Raw genomic sequence first — 18,526 nt, 5'->3', positions numbered from 1 at the left:
CCCCTGATCCTCCCCCTGCCGGGGGAGGAGTTCGGGATGTGGCGGATCAGACGTCCGCGGGGAGGTAGATCTCGCTGCCCTTCTCGCGGAACCTCTCGCTCATTTCAGCCATGCCCTTTTCTGCGTCGGCATGCGCACCCTTGGCGAAGATCGCGCGGTTGGCGTCGGTCTGATCGATATCGGCCGCTAGGAACGTGTCGGCGGGGCCGTTCTGTTTGGCGGCGAAGTCACGCACCTCCTGCGTGATCTTCATCGAGCAGAATTTCGGACCGCACATCGAGCAGAAATGCGCGGTCTTGGCGCCTTCTGCGGGGAGCGTCTGGTCGTGATATTGCTCGGCCGTATCGGGGTCGAGGCTCAGGTTGAACTGGTCGCGCCAGCGGAACTCGAAGCGCGCGCGGCTCAGCGCGTCGTCGCGCATCTGCGCGGCAGGGTGACCCTTGGCGAGGTCGGCGGCGTGTGCGGCGAGCTTGTAGGTGACGACGCCGACCTTCACGTCGTCGCGGTCGGGCAAGCCCAGATGCTCCTTGGGCGTGACGTAGCAAAGCATCGCGGTGCCGTACCAGCCGATCTGCGCCGCGCCGATGCCGCTGGTGATATGGTCATAACCCGGCGCGATGTCGGTGGTGAGCGGCCCCAAGGTATAGAAGGGCGCCTCGCCGCAGACCTCGAGCTGCTTTTCCATATTCTCCTTGATCTTGTGCATCGGCACATGGCCGGGGCCCTCGATCATAACCTGGACGTCGCTCTTCCATGCGCGGTGCGTGAGTTCACCGAGCGTGTAGAGCTCGCTGAACTGCGCCTCGTCGTTCGCGTCGGCGATGCTGCCGGGGCGCAGCCCGTCGCCGAGCGAATAGGCGATGTCATACGCCTTCATGATCTCGGTGATCTCGTCGAAGCGCTCGTAGAGGAAGCTCTCCTTGTGGTGGCTGAGGCACCATTTCGCCATGATCGAGCCGCCGCGCGAGACGATGCCGGTGACCCGCTTGGCGGTCATCGGGATATAGGCGAGGCGCACGCCGGCGTGGATCGTGAAGTAATCCACGCCCTGCTCCGCCTGTTCGATCAGCGTGTCGCGGAAGATCTCCCAAGTCAGATCCTCGGCGACGCCGCCGACCTTCTCGAGTGCCTGATAGATCGGCACGGTGCCGATCGGCACGGGGCTGTTGCGCAGGATCCATTCGCGCGTGTCGTGGATGTTGCGGCCGGTGCTCAGGTCCATCACCGTGTCCGCGCCCCAGCGGATCGACCAGACGAGCTTGTCGACCTCGGCGGCGACGTTCGACGCGACCGCCGAATTGCCGATATTGGCGTTGATCTTGACCAGGAAGTTGCGGCCGATCGCCATCGGCTCGGATTCGGGGTGGTTGACGTTGTTGGGGATGATCGCGCGGCCGCGCGCGACCTCGTCGCGGACGAACTCGGGGGTGACGAAGTCGGGGATCGACGCACCGAAGCTCTCGCCGTCGCGCTTATACTCTTTCAGCATCGCGCGGCCGAGATTCTCCCGCGTCGCGACATATTCCATCTCGGGCGTGATGATGCCACGGCGTGCGTAATGCATCTGGCTGACATTGGCGCCAGCCCTGGCGCGCAACGGGCGCTTGATGCTGCCGGGAAATTGCGGGACGCCGCCCGAGCGGTCGGGGCCGAGCTGGCCATTATCCTCGGGCCGGACCGCGCGCGCGTCGTAACTCTCGACGTCGCCGCGCGCCTCGATCCACTGGCGGCGGAGTTGCGGCAGGCCGGCGTTGATGTCGATCGTCGCCCTGGGGTCGGTGTACGGACCGCTGGTGTCGTAGACGCGCAAGGGCGGCTCGGAGCAACTGGGGTCGAGCACGATCTCGCGCATCGCGACGCGGACGTCGGGGCTGGAGGGCACCGCGACATGGATCTTCCGCGAGCCGCGGATCGGGCCGGTGGTGACGCCGATGTCGGCGGTCGGGATGCGGGGATCGTAATCGGCCATGCGCTTGCTCCTAAAGGTCTCGGAGCAAGGCATGCGGTTCTGTGGCGACCGCTCCCTCCCTCCGCCGGTATCAACCGGATCAGGTTCAGCGGGTCGAAGGCTCCTGCCTTCCTCTCAAGCGCGGATCGGCGCTCCCCCGGGGTAGGGCGAGCATAGGCGCAACGGACGGGGGCGCAAACGGAAAAACCCCGCACGGCCGGGCCGCACGGGGTTTCGGATCGATCGGCGGGTTGCGATCAGAAGGTGTAGGTCAGGCCCACCGCGCCGAGCCACTGGTCGGCATCGCCGACGTCCGCGACGATCGGGCTGTCCTTGTACTTGCCGAGCATGCGGCCGTAGAGCACCCCTGCGCCGACGCCGAAGCCGCGGCGCAGATCGCCCGACAGGCTCTGCAAAGCAAACGCGGAGACGTTGACCCGGCGGAAGCCGCTGTCGTTGATGTCATAGGTGCGCAGACCGCTGTTGATCGTGCCGATCGGCGTGACCGCGGCATAGGTCCGGCCAAAGCCCTTGCCTGCATAATCCGCCGACAGGCCGAAGGCGACCAGGGTGCGGACCGACAGCGGCGTCGTGTAGTTGACCTGCGGGGTGATGACATAGCTGTCGTGCGTGCCCGACACGTCGTGGATATAGGCGACACGCGCGGTCAGCGTGTCGTAATCGCTGGTGATGACGCCGGTCTTGCCGATGCCGACAAAGCCGCCGACTTCATAGGCCGTGTCGATCTTGCCGAGCGCGCGGACCTGCCGGTTGTCGACCCGGCCCGTGCGATCGGTGCGGACGGCGGCGATAACGCCGACTTCGTAGTTGATCCCGACCGACCCGGTATTGGGGATCAGGTTCACATAGAGCTGCGTACCGCGCGTGAAGAAGTCATGCCCGCGGATCGTGCCGATCGCGACCGCGCCGGGGGTGAAGCTGTTGCTGTCCGCACCCTCGTAATCGGGAAGCGACGCGACGCCGAGACCGAGCGTGATGCGGTTGTTGTCGGCGGGATCGGTGATTGGCGGGGTCGGATTGGGATCCGTCTGCGCAAGTGCCGGCGTGGCGAGGGCGACGGCCGCGGTTGCGGCAGTCAGAACGAGTGAGAATGCGCGCAAGGACGGGCTCCGGACAAAAAGGTTCCACCGCGCAACGCGGGGCAACCCTATTCGGTCCGTTGCAATCCGTCAGAAGATGTAACGCATCCTAACCTGTTGCATTTCGGCATCACCGGCGAGCATGAACCGTGCTGCGGAAAAGCGCGGCGGTCCGAAGCGTACCGCCGCGTTGTTCGAGAAGCCATAGCCCTCGCGCGGGATACCCGCGATCGTGTCGAGCTTGGAGTTGCTGTTCTCGTCATGGATGATCGCCAGCGCATAGCCACGCTGCGGCAGGCCCGGAAAGCTCGTCGTCCGGACCGCGGCGGGCAGGGTCCGGGTCAGTGCCTTGGCATCGTCGACACAGGCGGGGAAATTATCGGGGTCGGCGGTCAGGCAGATACGGATCAACCCCTTGGCCGAGCGGAGATTGTCGACCTCGACGTCAAGCCGCGTGACCGGGCTCGCTGCCGCCAGAACGGCCCAGACCGCGGCCGCCGCCAGCACGCGCGGCAGCCTTGGCATGCGAGCTGCCCGCATCGCCGTGCTCCCGGTCGGTGCCGCAGAGCCGATCCCAGAACCGGAAAGTGAGCTCATAATTGCACCTGTATCGTTCATGATGTGGCTGATGGTGGCTGGCCGTGATCAGCCATGTCCCCAATGCTCCCCTCCACATGAACCGGGGAAAAACCTCCCGGCCCATCGGATTGGCCCCCTCCATAACGGTCATGACCGTCAGAGCCAAACCGAGCGCACCGCCAGGGTCGGAATCGCGACGACCCGTAGCGGAATTATCACAGCAACGGGACCGGATCGAACGCCGTTGCCATTCAGATCCTAGGTCGACCACACCCGGACGGTGCTCCACCTGTTTGCACTCACTCTAGCCTATCGCCCCCGCAAAATGATCGATACCGGCGGCATCCGGGTACGCGGCTGCAAAGCGCGACGGCCTGTGCGCCTGCAAACTTGACGCCGCCCTGATCTATGTCCGAACACCGAATCCTCATCATAACTTTATCGATTTTGCAGAATTCATGCGCCAACAACTCGGTTGTTGAAGTCTCATTGACGCCTTGCAATGTGAAATTTCACTCAGGTCAACGAATTTCAGATCCGGATAGCAGAACATTGCTCCATTACGACGATAACGCCTGTTTGAAAGTCTGACGCCATGTCGGAGACAGGCCATCTCGATACTATAAATTTAGGAGATGAGGATATGGCAACCATCAACATCATGATTGCTGTGGATGTGGAAACAGCTCAGTCGACGGCCAGTGGCCAGACCATCACCCAGGGTCTGTATATGATCGACACGACGGGCTATGAAGGCACGTCCGAGGGTGGCAACGAGTTGACGACGCCGTGCAATGCCGGTGACGTCTTGGTGTGGACCGTCTATCCCATCAATCCCGCCGATAATATCGCAATCACCGGGTTTACCGGTCAATGCACGCAGAACCCGCCGAATAGTGTATTCCAGAATCTTGAAAAACAGACGACGCCCGCGGGCGTCATCTATTGGACCTGTGTGATCAACAACGGCACAGGACAGGGGTCCTACCAGTACAGCGTCGTCTTCTCGATGTCGGGCAAGACCTACAGCTATGACCCGTTCATCAAGGTCCCGGCGAACTGATCGCCAGCGCGTAAACATGGGCATGAGCGCTCCCGGCTGATCCGGAAAAGAGCGCGCACCGCACACGGTGCCGGGCAGCAGCGACGACTTGCGGCTGCCCGGTACCGTAAAAACCCGCGCAGTTCCTCGGCCAGCATCGCTCGACCTGTCCGCCGAGCGTCCGGAACCGAGGTCAGGCGCGCCGGTCGAGGATTAGGATCGGCGCGTCACGATAACGACCCTCGATGCGCAGGCGGTAGCCGAGGCGCTCGGCGAGGCTGAGCGAGGGCGCGTTGCCGGGGTCGATGATGCAGGTCGTGGCGGCGATGCGCGGGTCGGCCCAGGCCAGGACCGCCGCCATAGCCTCCGACGCATAGCCCTGGCCCTGCGCGTCGCCGGTCAGCGTCCAGCCCATTTCGGGGCCGATCGCACCGGGACCGTCGATCGGCGGCAGGATCGCGCGCCGCGCATCGATCAACCCCATCTCGCCGATCAGCCGGCCGGTCGCGGTCTCGCGCACGATCCAGCTGCCATAGCCGAACGCGGTCCACTGCCCGATCGAGCGGAGCAACCGGATCCACACCTCCTCGCGACTGCGCGGCGAGCCGCCGATCATCGCATAGACGCGGGCATCGGCCCACATCGCGGCGCAGTCGTCGAGATCGGCAGGGACATGGCCGGTCAGCGTCAGGCGCGCCGTGGCCAGCGTCGGCGCCTGGGGGTGGCGGGGGCCGGCGTGCGGTGCTGGCGAAGCGTCGGTCGGGTGTGAGGGGGGCATGGCGGCTCCGGATCTGGCATGGACATAGTGGCGGAGATGGCGGCGGCGCGCCATGCCCGACCTGGCGCTCCCCGTCCCTTCGCGTCCGCCGCGCGGTGGCAGCGGAAGGCGGTAACCCGAGGGGGATCGCCTCGGTGGCGGAAGAGGCAGCGGGGCCGGCAATGCAGGTTGTCTTCGCGTGCGATTGGGCGGGAAAGGCTGTTTTCGCAGGCGCCGGTTTGCGCTAGTCGGAGCCATGGCATCGACGATCTCCTGCGACGTCGCGATCGTTGGCGCGGGCCTGGCCGGCGGGATGATCGCGCTGGCGCTCAAAGCGAAGCATCCGGCGCTCGACGTGCGGCTGGTCGATGCCGCCCCGACGGTCGGTGGCAATCACCTCTGGTCGTTCTTCGACAGCGACGTGGCGGCGGCGGACCGCTGGATCGTCGCGCCGCTCGTGGTGCATGGCTGGCAGGGCTATGACGTGCGCTTTCCAGGGCATGCGCGGACCATCGACGCGCGTTACAATTCGATCGAGAGCGTCCAGCTCGACCGCGAGGTACGCCGCGTCCTGCCGCCGCACGCGCTGATGCTCGACCGCAAGGTCAGCGGCGCGAGCGCGACCGCGGTGGTGCTGAGCGACGGCGACCGGATCGAAGCGACCGGGGTGATCGACGCGCGCGGGCCGGGCGACCTCACGCTGCTCGATCTGGCGTGGCAGAAATTTCTCGGACGCGAGATGCTGCTCGACGCGATGCACAAGGCGCCGCGGCCGATGGTGATGGATGCAGGCGTCGAACAGCTCGACGGCTATCGCTTCGTCTATTGCCTGCCGTTCAAGGCGCGGCGGATGTTCGTCGAGGACACCTATTACAGCGACACGCCCGATCTCGATCTGCCCGTGCTGCGCGACCGGATCGATGCCTATGTCGCCGAGCGCGGCTGGTCAGTAAAGCGGATCGAGCGCGAGGAATCGGGCGTGCTGCCGGTCGCGATGGGCGGCGATTTCGAGGCCTATTGGCGCTCGACCGGCGCGCGCGTCGCCAAGGCGGGGATGCGCGCGGGGATGTTCCACCCGACCACCGGCTATTCGCTGCCCGATGCGGTGCGGACCGCGTCGATGATCGCGGCGCTGGGGGATTTCTCGGGCGCACGGCTGCATGACGCGACCTATGCGATGGCGCAGGCGACGTGGAAGAGTCGCGGTTTCTACCGGATGCTCGACACGATGCTGTTCCGCGCGGCGGAGCCCGAGGAACGCTACCGGATCCTCGAGCGCTTCTATCGTCTCTCCCCTTCGCTGATAGGCCGTTTCTATGCCGGACGTTCGACCATGACCGACAAGGCGCGGATCCTGACCGGCAAGCCCCCCGTCCCCATCGTGCGCGCCGTCCGCGCCATCGCAGGCAGTATGAGATCATGAAGACAGCTATCGTCATCGGCGCAGGGTTTGGCGGGCTGGCGCTCGCGATCCGGCTGCAATCCGCAGGCGTCCAGACGACCATCGTCGAGAGCCGCGACAAGCCGGGCGGGCGTGGCTATTACTGGGAGCGCGACGGCTTCACCTTCGATGCCGGCCCGACCGTCATCACCGATCCCGACTGCCTGCGCGAACTATGGGCGCTGAGCGGGCACGACATGAGCGCGGACGTGACGCTCGACCCGGTGCTGCCCTTCTACCGGCTGAACTGGGCGGACGGGACGAACTTCGATTATACCAACGACGATACGCAAATGCGGGCGGAGATCGAGAAGCTGCATCCGGGCGACTGGGCGGGCTATGAGAAGTTCCTCGCCTATTCCGCCGGCGTGTTTCACGAAGGCTATGAGAAGCTCGGCCATGTCGCGTTTCTCGACTTCGGATCGATGATCAAGGCGGCGCCGGCACTGGCGAAATACCAGGCCTGGCGCTCGGTCTATTCGATCGTGTCGAGCTTCGTGAAGTCCGAGAAGCTGCGCGAGGCGCTCTCGTTCCACACGCTGCTGGTCGGCGGCAATCCGATGACGACCAGCGCGATCTATGCGCTGATCCACAAGCTGGAGCGCGACGGCGGCGTGTGGTTCGCGCGCGGCGGTACCAACCGGCTGGTCGCGGCGCTGGTGACCCAGTTCGAGCGGTTGGGCGGCGTGCTGCGGCTCGACGACCCGGTCACCTCGATCGAGACGCTGGGCGACCGCGCGACCGGGGTCACGACGGCAAGCGGCTGGTCGGGCCAGGCGGATGCGGTGGCGGCGAACAGCGACATCATGCACACCTATCGCGACCTGCTGGCGACGTCGCGCAGCGGACAGCGGACCAAGGCGTCGCTCGAGCGCAAGAAGTACAGCCCGTCGCTGTTCGTCGTGCATTTCGGGATCAAGGGCACGTGGCCGGGCATTCCGCACCACATGATCCTGTTCGGGCCGCGCTATAAGGGGCTGCTGTCGGACATTTACGATCACGGCGTGCTGGCGGAAGATTTCTCGCTCTATCTGCACCATCCGACCGTCACCGACCCCAGCCTGGCGCCGGAGGGGCATTCGACCTTCTACGCGCTCGCGCCGGTGCCGCATCTCGGCAAGTTCCCGGTCGACTGGGACGAGATCGGCCCGATCCTGGAGAAGCGGATCCTCGACGAGATCGGTCGGCGGCTGATCCCCGACATCCACGACCGGATCGTGACCAAGTTCAGCTATGCGCCGAAGGATTTCGCGCAGGATCTGAACGCGCATCTGGGCTCGGCCTTCTCGCTCGAGCCGGTGCTGACGCAGAGCGCCTATTTCCGCGTGCACAACCGCGACGATCATATCCCGAACCTGTACTTCGTCGGCGCGGGGACTCACCCGGGGGCGGGGATTCCGGGCGTCGTCGGGAGTGCTAAGGCGACGGCGCGGTTGATGCTTGAGGGCGAGCAGTAAGGGTTTGTTCGCGCGGAGGCGCGGAGGACGCGGAGGTGATGCGCGTGTTGCGAAGCGACCGCGTCTCCAACCCATGGCGGAGCGGGCGTGAAGACAGCGCAAGCGCTGTCCGGACTGCAACACCTCCGCGCCTCCGCGTCTCCGCGCGAACCCATTCTTTTCTTGCGGCACCACGCGCGCTTCCCCTAGCGAGGCCACATGAAAAGACTTGCTGTGTATTGCGGGTCGGCGACGCCGGCTGATCCCCTGTATATTGAAGGCGCACGCGCGCTGGGACGGACCTTTGCCGAGCGCGGAATCGGCCTCGTCTATGGCGGTGGCCGCACCGGCCTGATGGGCGCGATCGCCGACGGCACGCTTGAGGGTGGCGGCGAGGTGATCGGTGTGATCCCGCAGGCGCTGGTCGATGCGGAGGTTGCGCACCGGGGGCTGACCGAACTCCACGTCGTGCAGGGCATGCACCAGCGCAAGCAGATGTTCACCGACCTGTCGGACGGGTTCGTGACGATCCCCGGCGGTACGGGCACGATGGACGAGCTGTGGGAGGCGCTCAGCTGGGCGCAGCTCGGCTATCATGCAGATCCCGTCGGGCTGCTAAACACCGCGGGCTATTATGACCATCTGATCGCGTTCTGGGACAAGATGGGCGAGGTCGGCTTCCTGCGACCGCAGCACCGTGACCTGCTGATCGTCGCGGATACGCTCGACCTGCTGCTCGACCGGATGGCGGAGCATGTGCCGACGCAGCCGATCGTCCGGATGAACGCGTCGGATCTGTGAGCGTCTTGAGGCCGCACACTATCCTGCTCCACCCCGGCGAAGGCCGGGGCCCAGTTGGGGGACGCGGATTGGCTCGCTCTAAGCGTTGTTACACTCGCTTTCCCACCTGGACCCCGGCCTTCGCCGGGGTGGTAGTAACGGTGACGGCATGACCTCCCCCTCCCCCACCCGCGAAGCGATCGTCGCGACGGCGAAGGAGTCGATCGCGCGCGGATCGAAGAGTTTCGCGGCCGCCAGCCTGTTGTTCGACAAGCCGACGCGCGAACGGGCGTGGCTGCTCTACGCCTGGTGCCGGCGGTGTGACGATATCGCCGACGGGCAGGATCACGGGCACGGCATGACCGTGGTCGACGATGCCCCGGCCCGGCTCGTCACGCTGTCGGCGATGACCGAGCAGGCGCTGGCGGGCGAGGTCGTCGGCGAGCCCGCATTCGACGCGCTGCGGATCGTCGCGGCCGAGACGCGGATGCCCAAGCGGTTCGCGCGCGACCTGGTCGAGGGCTTCGCGCTCGATGCGCGCGAGTGGCGACCGCGCTCCGAAAACGACCTGTACAAATATTGCTACCATGTCGCGGGCGTTGTCGGCTGCATGATGGCGATCGCGATGGGCGTCGATCCCGATGACGAGGACACACTCGACCGCGCCTGTGACCTGGGAATGGCGTTCCAGCTCGCCAACATCATGCGCGATGTCGAGGAGGACGACCGGGTCGGGCGCTGCTACCTGCCCGAGGACTGGCTTGTCGAGATGGACTTTCCGCCCGGCCAGCACATGAAGCCGCCGTTCCGCGCGCGCCTCGCGGTGCTCACGAAGCGGATGGCGGACCGCGCGGCGGCGTTCGAGGCGAGCGCACGGGAGGGCACGCCCGCGCTGTCGTTTCGGTCGGCCTGGGCCGTGCTGTCAGCGGCCGGCATCTATGGCGCGATCGGGCGGGCTGTCGCGGCGCGTGGCGAGCATGCCTGGGATCACCGCGTTACGACGTCGGGGGCGCAAAAGCTGGGGTTTATCGCCAGAGCCGCGCGGGAGGCGGCGGCGCGGGAGCGGCTGTATCCGCGGACGCCGCGGGATCCGAGGCTGTGGACACGACCGCGGTAGATCCGGCCCTAGCACATTCAACGTCTGTCCCTGCCCCTTCCGTTCGCCCTGAGCGAAGTCGAAGGGCATCCGTTCGGGGCCTGTGCTTCGACTTCGCTCAGCACGAACGGAGGGGGGGACGGGCGGTGACCCCCACACGAGCGGATCAGCCCCGTGCTTTGGCCTTGCCTGTCACGGCGATATGCGCGCCCGCGGTGCGGCAGTTGGCGCCGATCATCGGATAGGGGACGTCGGTGTTCTGCGCGAGCTGATCGGGAAGCGCCGCGCGGCACTGTGCCATGGTTTCGTACCGCGCCGGCACGACCCGTGCCTCGGTGCAGTTCATATTGCCGTCACTGCAACCCATGATGGCCATGACGTAGAACAGCGGTTCCATTTCATTCTCCAGTGGATCGCCGTGCCCGGCGTTGGACACGGTATGAAAAGCGACGAAGTGGCAGGATTGTTCCGTCAACCGCTTTCGCCGGGGCTTGACCACGCCTACATCACCACCAGCAATGCCCCCTGATACCTACACCTCCACCCGCGCGGACCAGCCGTTGCTGCCGACGCTCCGTCGCTTTCTGCCATTCCTGTGGCCGGCGGGGCAGCCGAAGCTGAAGGTGCGGATCGTCGTCGCGATGCTGCTCGTCATCGGGTCGAAGCTGGTGCAGGTGTTCGGCGCGGCCTTCACCCTGAAATATGCGGTCGACCGGATGGCGGGGAATGACCGCGGCGCGCTTACGCTCGTCGCGCTGCTGGTGGTCGGCTATGCGGCCTCGCGGTTCGGGACGACGCTGTTCGACAATCTGCGCAACGCGGTGTTCGAGCGGGTCGGACAGGACGCGTCACGGCGGTTGGCGGCGCAGGTGTTTCGCCATCTCCATGCGCTGAGCCTCGATTTCCATTTGTCACGGCGCACTGGTGCTGTGACCAAGGTGGTCGAGCGCGGGACCAAGAGCATCGACACGATGCTGTATTTCCTGCTGTTCAACATCGCGCCGACGCTGTTCGAACTCGTGCTGGTGCTGGGCCTGTTCTGGACCAAGTTCGGCTGGCCGCTGGTCGTCGCGACGGTCGTGATGGTGGTCGGCTATATCGCGTTCACGCGGATGGTCACCGACTGGCGCAATGCCCTCCGCGCACGCATGAACGACCTCGATACCGGTGCCGTCGCGCATGCGGTCGATTCGCTGCTGAATTTCGAAACGGTCAAATATTTCGGCGCGGAGGAGCGCGAGGCGAAGCGCTATGACAGCGCGATCACCGCCTATTCCGAAGCCGCGGTGAAGAGCGAAAATTCGCTCGCATGGCTGAACCTCGGCCAGGCGCTGATCACCAATCTGATGCTCGCGGGCGGCATGGGCTTCGTCGTGTGGCGGTGGAGCCGGGGCGAGGCGTCGGCGGGCGACGTGGTCTTCGTTTCCACGCTGCTGGCGCAGCTATTTCGGCCGCTCGACCTGCTCGGCATGGTGTATCGCACGATCCGCCAGGGCGCGCTCGACATGGCGGCGATGTTCGACCTGATCGACACGCCCGCTTCCGTCGTCGACGTGGCCAATGCGCCCGCGCTGGCGGTGAGCGCGGGTCATGTCCGGTTCGAGAATGTCTCGTTCGGTTATGATGCGGGCCGGCCGATCCTGCGTGATCTCGAACTCGACGTGCCTGCGGGATCGACGCTCGCGGTGGTCGGGCCGTCGGGCGCGGGCAAGTCGACGCTCGCGCGGCTGCTCTACCGCTTCTACGACCTTACGGGCGGGCGGATCACCGTCGACGGACAGGACATTGCGCAGGTGCGCCAGGCATCATTGCGCGCGGCGATCGGGATCGTCCCGCAGGACACGGTGCTGTTCAACGACACGATCGGCTACAATATCGCCTATGGCCGCGAGGGCGCGGAGATGCCCGAGGTCGAGACGGCGGCGAAGGGCGCGGCGATCGCGGGGTTCATCGAACGCCAGCCGCTGGGCTATGCAACGCGCGTCGGCGAGCGTGGCCTCAAGCTGTCGGGCGGCGAGAAGCAGCGCGTGGCGATCGCACGCACGCTGCTCAAGAACCCGCCGATCCTGATCCTCGACGAGGCGACGTCGGCGCTCGACAGCCGCACCGAGGCGGAAATCCTCGACACGCTCGAGGCGATCGAGCGCGGCCGCACGACGATCGTGATCGCGCACCGGCTGTCGACCGTGGTGCATGCCGACCAGATCGTCGTGCTGGAGGCGGGGCGGGTCGTCGAGAAGGGCACGCATGCGGAGTTGCTGCGGCGCGAGGGCGTGTATGCGGAAATGTGGAACCGCCAGGCGCAGGAGCGTGCTGGCGATGACGCGGGGGCGCTCGCGGCAGAATAGCGTCGCCGCTCCGTCTTCCACCCCGGCGAAGGCCGGGGCCCAGTTGGCAGACGTCGATAACGAAGGACGTCGCTCCGTTACTGCACCCTCTCCAACTGGACCCCGGCCTTCGCCGGGGTGGTTGGGCGATGCGTATCCGCTTCTACTTCCAACCAGACACGCCGCGCGCCTCCCGCTCGTCCTTTTGAGACAGATAAGAAGACGCGCTGGCCGCGCTTATGCCGGAATCGACGGGTCCAGTTCACGGAGCCGGGCCTCGATCGCAGCCGAATACTGGTAAATATGCGTCAGGTCCGGCAACAGGTGCCGCGTCTCATCCTTACCGGCAAACATACCGAGATACTTGGTCGTAATGCCGTTGAAATGCATTCGCGCGATCGTCTTGCGGTTATTGTCGTCAAGCAGGACTGCGCAATAGGATTTCGCATCGCGGACGATGACACGCTTCGGATCGACCAGCCGCGAAGCGATCGCCTGAACGATGTGGAAGCCGGAAATTTCCTCCTGCGTGGTGATGATGCCGTCGCCATCCGACGGATCGTCATCGACCGACTCGGAAAAGTCCTCGACCGGGCTCGACGCCTTCAAAGCTGACGACAGCCGCTCGTTGACAAAATCGCGGATCAGCCCGGCAATCGCGGGTGCGAGCAGTTTGGCGAAACCGTCCTTGATCGCAGGCGTCAGCCGGCCACCATGGACTCGCTGCGCCATCATCTTCACAAACTCGTCGGACGGCTCGGCAAATTCCTTTTCGAGCTCAAGGCGGATCAGGGACTGCGTTTTGAGACTGCTGGCCTCCAGGACGATCTTGTCGATGTCGAACGCCGCCTTGGTAAACTTCTCAAGCGTACGGATGTCGCCTGGCTTGATCGCGTCCATCGTGAACGTGAAAAACGGCTTGTCGTCCATCTTGTTCGGGCGTTCGATATCCGAATAGAACTGGTAGACAACACCGTTGGTAAGCACCGCGAGCCGCGCATCGGTGACGCTGAAATAGCGGAACAGCTGCCCCGCATGATTAACGTTGAGCTGTACCGAGGACGGCTTGCACTCGATCAGGATCGACACCTTGCCGCCAGCGCAGATCGCATAGTCAACTTTCTCACCCTTCTTGGTACCCACGTCGGCGCTGAATTCCGGGACGACTTCGGATGGATTGAACACGTCGTAACCGAGTGACTGAAGGAAGGGCATGACCAGCGCGGTCTTCGCCGCCTCTTCGGTCAGTAGAACCTCGCGGTGTTCGATCGTCCGCTTTTGCAACTCGCTAAGTCTGATACTCAGTTCCACGCGCGCCTCCCGTTAATTCACGAACGTGCGCCGGGATATTTCAAGGGTCTATGCCGCGACGTCTGTAACTTGGTTGGATCTCGATCTATTTGCGCGGTGCGAGCGCCGCCGGTCGAGGACGCAAAGGGCTGGCGGGAGGGGACATAAGGGAAAGCCGCCCGCGCCTCGACATCCCCCCGAGGATCGCTACCTAGACGGCGATGGCACTCGACCCCCTTCCCGATCTCCAGCGCATCTTCGGCTTTCCTGATTTTCGTGGCGTGCAGCGCGATGTCGTCGACCGCGTGCTTGCGGGGCAGCGGACGCTGGCGGTGATGCCGACCGGGGCTGGTAAGTCGCTGTGTTACCAGTTGCCGGCGACGATGCTCGAGGGGACGTGCGTGGTCGTGTCGCCGCTGATCGCGCTGATGCACGACCAGCTGCGTGCCGCGACCGCGGTGGGGATCAAGGCGGCGACGCTGACGAGCGTGGATACCAATCGCGAGGAGACGATCGCGCGGTTCCGCGCGGGCGATCTCGATTTGCTGTACGTCGCGCCGGAGCGGGCCTCGAACGAGAGTTTCCGCAATCTGCTGTCGCAGGCGAAGCTCTCGCTGTTCGCGATCGACGAGGCGCACTGCGTCAGCGAGTGGGGGCATGACTTCCGCCCCGACTATCGCCTGTTGCGGCCGTTGCTCGACAGTTTTCCCGACGTGCCGCGGCTGGCGCTGACCGCGACCGCGGACGCGCACACGCGCGCGGACATCCTCGAGCAGCTGGGGATCTCGCGTGAGGGGCTGATCGTGTCGGGGTTCGACCGGCCGAACATCCGCTATGCGATCTCGGCACGCGACAACGTCAACCGGCAGATTGCCGACATCCTCGAGAAGATCCCGGGGCCGGGGATCGTCTATGCGCAGACGCGTGCCGCGACCGAGAAGCTCGCCGAGGCGCTGGGGCGCAGCGGGCGGCCGACGCGCGCCTATCATGCCGGGCTCGATCCGCAGGTGCGCGCGAAGAACCAGGCGGATTTCGTCGCGAGCGAGGACATGGTGATCTGCGCGACGGTCGCGTTCGGGATGGGGATCGACAAGCCCGACGTGCGGTTCGTCGCGCATGCCGGGCTGCCGAAATCGATCGAGGCCTATTATCAGGAGACCGGGCGTGCCGGCCGCGACGGCGATCCGGCGATTGCGCATCTGTTCTGGGGCGCGGAGGATTTCGCGCGCGCGCGCCAGCGGATCGGCGAGGTCGAGCCCGAGCGGCAGGCGGGCGAACGCCAGCGGCTGACCGCGATGGGCGGGCTGGTCGAGACCGCGGGGTGTCGGCGACGGATCCTGCTCAAGCATTTCGGCGAGGACAGACAAGAGGATTGCGGCAATTGCGACAATTGCCTCGGCAATGTCGATGCGGTCGACGCGACCGAGACCGCGCGGAAATTCCTGTCGGCGGTGTTCCGGACGGGGCAGATGTTCGGCGTCGGCTATATCGAGGGCATCCTGACCGGGGTGTCGAGCGAGCGGAGCCTGATGAACAGGCATGAGGCGCTGTCGGTGTACGGGATCGTCGAGGGCGACGAGGTGGCGCTGTTGAAACCCGTATCGCGCGCGCTGATGCTGAAGGATGCGCTGCGGACGAACCCGCACGGCGGCCTCGAATTCGGACCGGCGGCCAAGGCGATCCTGAAGGGCGAGGCGGCGCTGTCGGTGATCGTGCCGCCCAAGCGCGAGCGACGGCGCAAGGCTGCACCGGGGGCCGTGCCGAACCCGGTCGACGATCCGCTGTTCGAGGCGCTGCGCGTATGCCGCCGCGATCTGGCGAAGGACGCGGGCGTTCCACCCTATGTGATCTTCCACGATTCGGTGCTGCGTGACATGGCGGCGCAGCGACCCGCATCGCGCGCGGCGCTCGCGGTGCTATCGGGCATTGGCGCGCGCAAGCTCGACGCCTATGGGGATGCCTTTCTGGCAGTTATCCGCGAGTCCGCATGATCCGGCACATCAACGAAAGCATTTCGGTCGCGCCGCAGATCGCGGTCGAGCACGTCGCGGACATTGCCGCGGCGGGGTTCAAGACGATCGTCAACAACCGCCCCGACGACGAGGATACGGGCCAGCCTTCGGGTGACGCGATCCGTGCGGCGGCGGAGGCGGCAGGCCTGAACTATGTCGCGATCCCGGTGACGCATGCGGGCTTTTCGCATCCGCAGATCGACGCGATGACTCAGGCGCTGACCGAGGCCAAAGGCCCCGTCCTCGCCTATTGCCGGTCGGGCACACGGAGCTGCAATCTGTGGGCGCTGGCCGCGGCAAAGGCGGGGCGCAATCCCAACCTGTTGCTCGCGCAGGCCGAGGACGCGGGCTATGACCTGCGCGGGATCCGCCCGATGCTGGACGCGCTCGCAGGGCCGCGATGATCCCGATCGCGCTCGGCCCCGCGGTGATCGGGGCTGCGGTCGCGGCATTGGTGGCGTCGGTCGGTGGTATCGGCTGGGCGGCGGTCCGGAAGCGGCGTGTGATACGGATCGAGACCGCCGAGGAGGCCGCCGAGGCGGCGCAGGCGCAACTGCCGGGCTTTGCCGTGTCGGGCGCGGTCGTCGGCGCCGATGGGCGCGGCGCGCTCGCGGTCGCCGATGATGGCCGTGTCGCCGCGGTCAAGCGTGTCGGCAAGCGGATCGCGGTGCGCGAGGTCACCTGGCGGACGGTGCGCGCGACGCAGGAGGGAATTCTCGTCGAGACCGGCGACCGGACGCTCGGCGCGGTGATGCTCTCGCGGGTCGACGTGCTCGATATCCGGCGGCTGGCTCCCAGGAACATCGGCGTCTAGCGGCCACCCTGCCGGCACCGCGATCGACACGCAAAAAAAGACCCGGTGCGTTGTGCGCACCGGGCCAGGTTGTCCGCAGGAGGAACATCGTGGGTGCGGGCTCGCGCGGCCCGCTACCGAACAGGATCAGTTATAGGCACGCTCGCCATGCTCGCCGATGTCGAGACCCTCGACCTCGACTTCGGGCGAGACGCGCAGGCCGGTGACCGCCTTGGCGATCAGGATCGCGATCACGGTGCCGACCGAGGCCCAGATGATCGTGACGAGAACCGCCTGGATCTGCACCAGCAGCTTGGCGCCGATCGCATAGTCGGCGGCACCCGGGCCACCGAGCGACGGCGCATAGACCACCGCAGTGCCGATCGCGCCGACCATGCCGCCGATGCCGTGGATGCCGAACGCGTCGAGCGAGTCGTCATAGCCGAGTAGCGGCTTGATCTTCGACACCGCCATGAAGCAGATCAGCGAGGCGATCGCGCCCAGCACGATCGCACCGAACGGACCCGAATTGCCCGCCGCCGGCGTCACCGCGACCAGCCCCGCGACAATGCCCGAACAGAAGCCGAGCGCCGAGCCCTTGTGACCCGACAGCCGCTCGGCGAGCATCCAGAACAACGCGGCCGACGCGGTCGCTACGAAGGTGTTGATCATCGCCAGCGCGGCCGACCCGTTCGCCTCGAGCGCCGAGCCGGCGTTGAAGCCGAACCAGCCCACCCAGAGCAGCCCGGTGCCGATCCCGGTCATCACCAGCGAATGCGGCGCCATCGGCTCCTTGGGATAGCCGATCCGCTTGCCGAGCATCAGTGCGGCGACCAGCGCGGAAACGCCCGCGTTGATGTGGACGACGGTCCCGCCCGCGAAATCGAGCGCGCCGGCCTTGAAGAAATAGCCCGACGCGGCCCAGACCATGTGCGCGATCGGGAAATAGACGATCGTCAGCCAGACCAGGCCGAACACCATCACCGCGGAGAATTTCATCCGCTCGACGACCGAGCCCAGCACCAGTGCGATCGTGATCGCGGCGAAGGTCATCTGGAAACAGACGAAGACATATTCGGGAATTTCGACGCCCGCGGTGAAGGTCGCCGCCTGCGAGGCCGGGGTGATCCCCTTGAGGAACGCCTTGTCGAGGCTGCCGATGAAGTTGCTGAGCAGCGGATTGGTCACGTCGGGACCGAAGGCCAGCGTATAGCCCCACATCACCCAGATGAGCATCGCGAGTGCTGCGACCGCGCCGATCTGCGTCATCGTCGAGAGCATGTTCTTCGACCGGGTGAGACCGCCGTAGAACAGCGCGAGACCCGGCAGGATCATCATCAGGACGAGGATCGTCGAGGTCATCATCCAGGCGGTATCGCCCTTGTTGACGGTGGCGACGACGGGCGCGGCCGCGGGTGCGACGACCGTCTGTGCAAAGGCGGGCGCGGCGGCGATTAGCGCGGCACCGAACCCCAGAACCGCCGCGGCGGCTGTCTTCATGTCATGCTTCATCGTGTCCCCCTCCCCTCAGAGCGCCGAGTCGTCGGTTTCGCCGGTGCGGATGCGCACCGCCTGGCTGACGTCGACCACAAAGATCTTGCCATCGCCGATCGCGCCGGTGTTGGCGGATGCCTGGATCGCCTCGACCACGCGGTCCACCAGGCTCGTCGCGCACACGACCTCGACCTTGATCTTGGGCACCATGTTGGTCGTGTATTCGGCACCGCGATAAATCTCGGTCTGACCCTTTTGCCGGCCGAACCCCTTGACCTCGGTGACCGTCATGCCCGCCACGCCGAGCGTGGTGAGCGCTTCGCGCACCTCGTCGAGCTTGAACGGCTTGATGATGGCAATGACGAGTTTCATCGCGCCCCTTCCCCTTGTTACGTCGAACACAACGCAACGACCGTGCCAGTTTTCTGACA

Annotated in this window: 17 protein-coding genes, 1 pseudogene and 1 riboswitch; of the genes and pseudogenes, 9 read left to right on the top strand and 9 right to left on the bottom strand. The window is 65.7% G+C overall.

Going from position 1 to position 18,526, the window contains the following annotated elements; all coding sequences use genetic code 11:
- Positions 1–46: 46 nt before the first annotated feature.
- The 4 genes and pseudogenes from thiC to IFT87_RS06245 form a co-directional block, all read right to left on the bottom strand.
- Positions 47–1,969, bottom strand: coding sequence for a phosphomethylpyrimidine synthase ThiC (gene thiC / locus IFT87_RS06260; RefSeq protein ID WP_031439302.1), 1,923 nt, complete (start codon positions 1,967–1,969; stop codon positions 47–49).
- 39 nt (positions 1,970–2,008) lie between these two features.
- Positions 2,009–2,116, bottom strand: a riboswitch (TPP riboswitch).
- An 89-nt stretch (positions 2,117–2,205) separates the two neighbouring features.
- On the bottom strand, positions 2,206–3,069 hold the full coding sequence (locus tag IFT87_RS06255; RefSeq protein ID WP_236701581.1) for a MipA/OmpV family protein: 864 nt from the start codon (positions 3,067–3,069) through the stop codon (positions 2,206–2,208).
- 69 nt (positions 3,070–3,138) lie between these two features.
- Positions 3,139–3,573 carry a DUF2141 domain-containing protein gene (locus IFT87_RS06250; protein ID WP_084215143.1) on the bottom strand — a complete coding sequence of 145 codons (435 nt, stop codon included), beginning with the start codon at positions 3,571–3,573 and terminating at the stop codon, positions 3,139–3,141.
- Positions 3,494–3,849, bottom strand: a pseudogene (locus tag IFT87_RS06245) (sterol desaturase family protein); the annotation flags it as partial. The pseudogene IFT87_RS06245 and the gene IFT87_RS06250, both read right to left, overlap by 80 nt.
- Positions 3,850–4,270: 421 nt before the next feature.
- Here IFT87_RS06245 and IFT87_RS06240 point away from each other — a divergent pair.
- On the top strand, positions 4,271–4,690 hold the full coding sequence (locus tag IFT87_RS06240; protein WP_183936025.1) for a hypothetical protein: 420 nt from the start codon (positions 4,271–4,273) through the stop codon (positions 4,688–4,690).
- Positions 4,691–4,862: 172 nt separating this feature from the next.
- Here the strand turns inward: IFT87_RS06240 and IFT87_RS06235 are convergent, their stop codons facing one another.
- Entirely contained in the window at positions 4,863–5,447 is a 585-nt protein-coding gene (locus tag IFT87_RS06235; RefSeq protein WP_192007891.1) for a GNAT family N-acetyltransferase, read from the bottom strand.
- 235 nt (positions 5,448–5,682) lie between these two features.
- Between IFT87_RS06235 and crtY the strand changes: the two genes are divergently transcribed.
- The 4 genes from crtY to IFT87_RS06215 all read left to right on the top strand — a co-directional run bounded on the left by crtY (position 5,683) and on the right by IFT87_RS06215 (position 10,200).
- Complete coding sequence (gene crtY / locus IFT87_RS06230; RefSeq protein ID WP_037529816.1) at positions 5,683–6,849, top strand: lycopene beta-cyclase CrtY; 1,167 nt, start codon at positions 5,683–5,685, stop codon at positions 6,847–6,849.
- Entirely contained in the window at positions 6,846–8,324 is a 1,479-nt protein-coding gene (locus IFT87_RS06225) for a phytoene desaturase (protein WP_031394044.1), read from the top strand. The genes crtY and IFT87_RS06225 overlap by 4 nt, the downstream gene beginning before the upstream one ends.
- Positions 8,325–8,522: 198 nt before the next feature.
- Positions 8,523–9,104, top strand: a complete 582-nt coding sequence (locus tag IFT87_RS06220) for an LOG family protein (protein ID WP_037529815.1) — start codon at positions 8,523–8,525, stop codon at positions 9,102–9,104.
- Between the two features lie 148 nt (positions 9,105–9,252).
- Positions 9,253–10,200 carry a phytoene/squalene synthase family protein gene (locus tag IFT87_RS06215; RefSeq protein WP_159511967.1) on the top strand — a complete coding sequence of 316 codons (948 nt, stop codon included), beginning with the start codon at positions 9,253–9,255 and terminating at the stop codon, positions 10,198–10,200.
- A 145-nt stretch (positions 10,201–10,345) separates the two neighbouring features.
- On the opposite strand, the gene IFT87_RS06210 is transcribed toward IFT87_RS06215, so the two are convergent.
- The gene (locus tag IFT87_RS06210; RefSeq protein WP_249403231.1) at positions 10,346–10,678 is read right to left on the bottom strand and encodes a hypothetical protein; all 333 of its coding nucleotides are present in this window, start codon (positions 10,676–10,678) and stop codon (positions 10,346–10,348) included.
- Positions 10,679–10,697: 19 nt separating this feature from the next.
- On the opposite strand from IFT87_RS06210, the gene IFT87_RS06205 reads away from it, so the two are divergent.
- Positions 10,698–12,527 (top strand): ABCB family ABC transporter ATP-binding protein/permease, encoded by a 1,830-nt coding sequence (locus IFT87_RS06205; RefSeq protein WP_192007890.1) that lies wholly within the window; start codon positions 10,698–10,700, stop codon positions 12,525–12,527.
- 216 nt (positions 12,528–12,743) lie between these two features.
- Here IFT87_RS06205 and IFT87_RS06200 read toward each other — a convergent pair whose 3' ends face one another.
- The gene (locus IFT87_RS06200; RefSeq protein WP_031439295.1) at positions 12,744–13,817 is read right to left on the bottom strand and encodes a type I restriction endonuclease; all 1,074 of its coding nucleotides are present in this window, start codon (positions 13,815–13,817) and stop codon (positions 12,744–12,746) included.
- 200 nt (positions 13,818–14,017) lie between these two features.
- Here IFT87_RS06200 and recQ point away from each other — a divergent pair, with 200 nt between their 5' ends.
- Genes recQ through IFT87_RS06185 form a run of 3 tightly spaced genes read left to right on the top strand, consistent with a single transcriptional unit; the run spans position 14,018 to position 16,622 of the window.
- Positions 14,018–15,787, top strand: coding sequence for a DNA helicase RecQ (recQ, locus tag IFT87_RS06195; RefSeq protein WP_192007889.1), 1,770 nt, complete (start codon positions 14,018–14,020; stop codon positions 15,785–15,787).
- On the top strand, positions 15,784–16,212 hold the full coding sequence (locus IFT87_RS06190; protein WP_037529812.1) for a TIGR01244 family sulfur transferase: 429 nt from the start codon (positions 15,784–15,786) through the stop codon (positions 16,210–16,212). Before recQ ends, IFT87_RS06190 begins: the two co-directional genes overlap by 4 nt.
- Entirely contained in the window at positions 16,209–16,622 is a 414-nt protein-coding gene (locus IFT87_RS06185) for a hypothetical protein (protein WP_192007887.1), read from the top strand. The genes IFT87_RS06190 and IFT87_RS06185 overlap by 4 nt, the downstream gene beginning before the upstream one ends.
- Positions 16,623–16,748: 126 nt before the next feature.
- Here IFT87_RS06185 and IFT87_RS06180 read toward each other — a convergent pair whose 3' ends face one another.
- A complete protein-coding gene (locus IFT87_RS06180; RefSeq protein ID WP_037529811.1) occupies positions 16,749–18,101 on the bottom strand; it encodes an ammonium transporter in 1,353 nt (450 codons plus the stop codon).
- Between the two features lie 27 nt (positions 18,102–18,128).
- On the bottom strand, positions 18,129–18,467 hold the full coding sequence (locus IFT87_RS06175) for a P-II family nitrogen regulator (RefSeq protein ID WP_031439291.1): 339 nt from the start codon (positions 18,465–18,467) through the stop codon (positions 18,129–18,131).
- Positions 18,468–18,526: the final 59 nt, after the last annotated feature.

It is taken from the genome of Sphingomonas sp. CFBP 8765 (genome assembly GCF_014841445.1).
Lineage (GTDB): Bacteria > Pseudomonadota > Alphaproteobacteria > Sphingomonadales > Sphingomonadaceae > Sphingomonas > Sphingomonas aerolata.
Note: the sequence above shows the minus strand (reverse complement) of the source record. Positions and strands in the feature narration are given on the sequence as shown.

Bases quoted from the DNA above. Each gene is read 5' to 3' on its own strand.
- thiC (WP_031439302.1), bottom strand. From the start codon at position 1,969: ATGGCCGATTACGATCCCCGCATCCCGACCGCCGACATCGGCGTCACC.
- IFT87_RS06250 (WP_084215143.1), bottom strand. From the start codon at position 3,573: ATGCCAAGGCTGCCGCGCGTGCTGGCGGCGGCCGCGGTCTGGGCCGTT.
- IFT87_RS06240 (WP_183936025.1), top strand. From the start codon at position 4,271: ATGGCAACCATCAACATCATGATTGCTGTGGATGTGGAAACAGCTCAG.
- IFT87_RS06235 (WP_192007891.1), bottom strand. From the start codon at position 5,447: ATGCCCCCCTCACACCCGACCGACGCTTCGCCAGCACCGCACGCCGGC.
- crtY (WP_037529816.1), top strand. From the start codon at position 5,683: ATGGCATCGACGATCTCCTGCGACGTCGCGATCGTTGGCGCGGGCCTG.
- IFT87_RS06225 (WP_031394044.1), top strand. From the start codon at position 6,846: ATGAAGACAGCTATCGTCATCGGCGCAGGGTTTGGCGGGCTGGCGCTC.
- IFT87_RS06220 (WP_037529815.1), top strand. From the start codon at position 8,523: ATGAAAAGACTTGCTGTGTATTGCGGGTCGGCGACGCCGGCTGATCCC.
- IFT87_RS06215 (WP_159511967.1), top strand. From the start codon at position 9,253: ATGACCTCCCCCTCCCCCACCCGCGAAGCGATCGTCGCGACGGCGAAG.
- IFT87_RS06205 (WP_192007890.1), top strand. From the start codon at position 10,698: ATGCCCCCTGATACCTACACCTCCACCCGCGCGGACCAGCCGTTGCTG.
- recQ (WP_192007889.1), top strand. From the start codon at position 14,018: ATGGCACTCGACCCCCTTCCCGATCTCCAGCGCATCTTCGGCTTTCCT.
- IFT87_RS06190 (WP_037529812.1), top strand. From the start codon at position 15,784: ATGATCCGGCACATCAACGAAAGCATTTCGGTCGCGCCGCAGATCGCG.
- IFT87_RS06185 (WP_192007887.1), top strand. From the start codon at position 16,209: ATGATCCCGATCGCGCTCGGCCCCGCGGTGATCGGGGCTGCGGTCGCG.
- IFT87_RS06180 (WP_037529811.1), bottom strand. From the start codon at position 18,101: ATGAAGACAGCCGCCGCGGCGGTTCTGGGGTTCGGTGCCGCGCTAATC.
- IFT87_RS06175 (WP_031439291.1), bottom strand. From the start codon at position 18,467: ATGAAACTCGTCATTGCCATCATCAAGCCGTTCAAGCTCGACGAGGTG.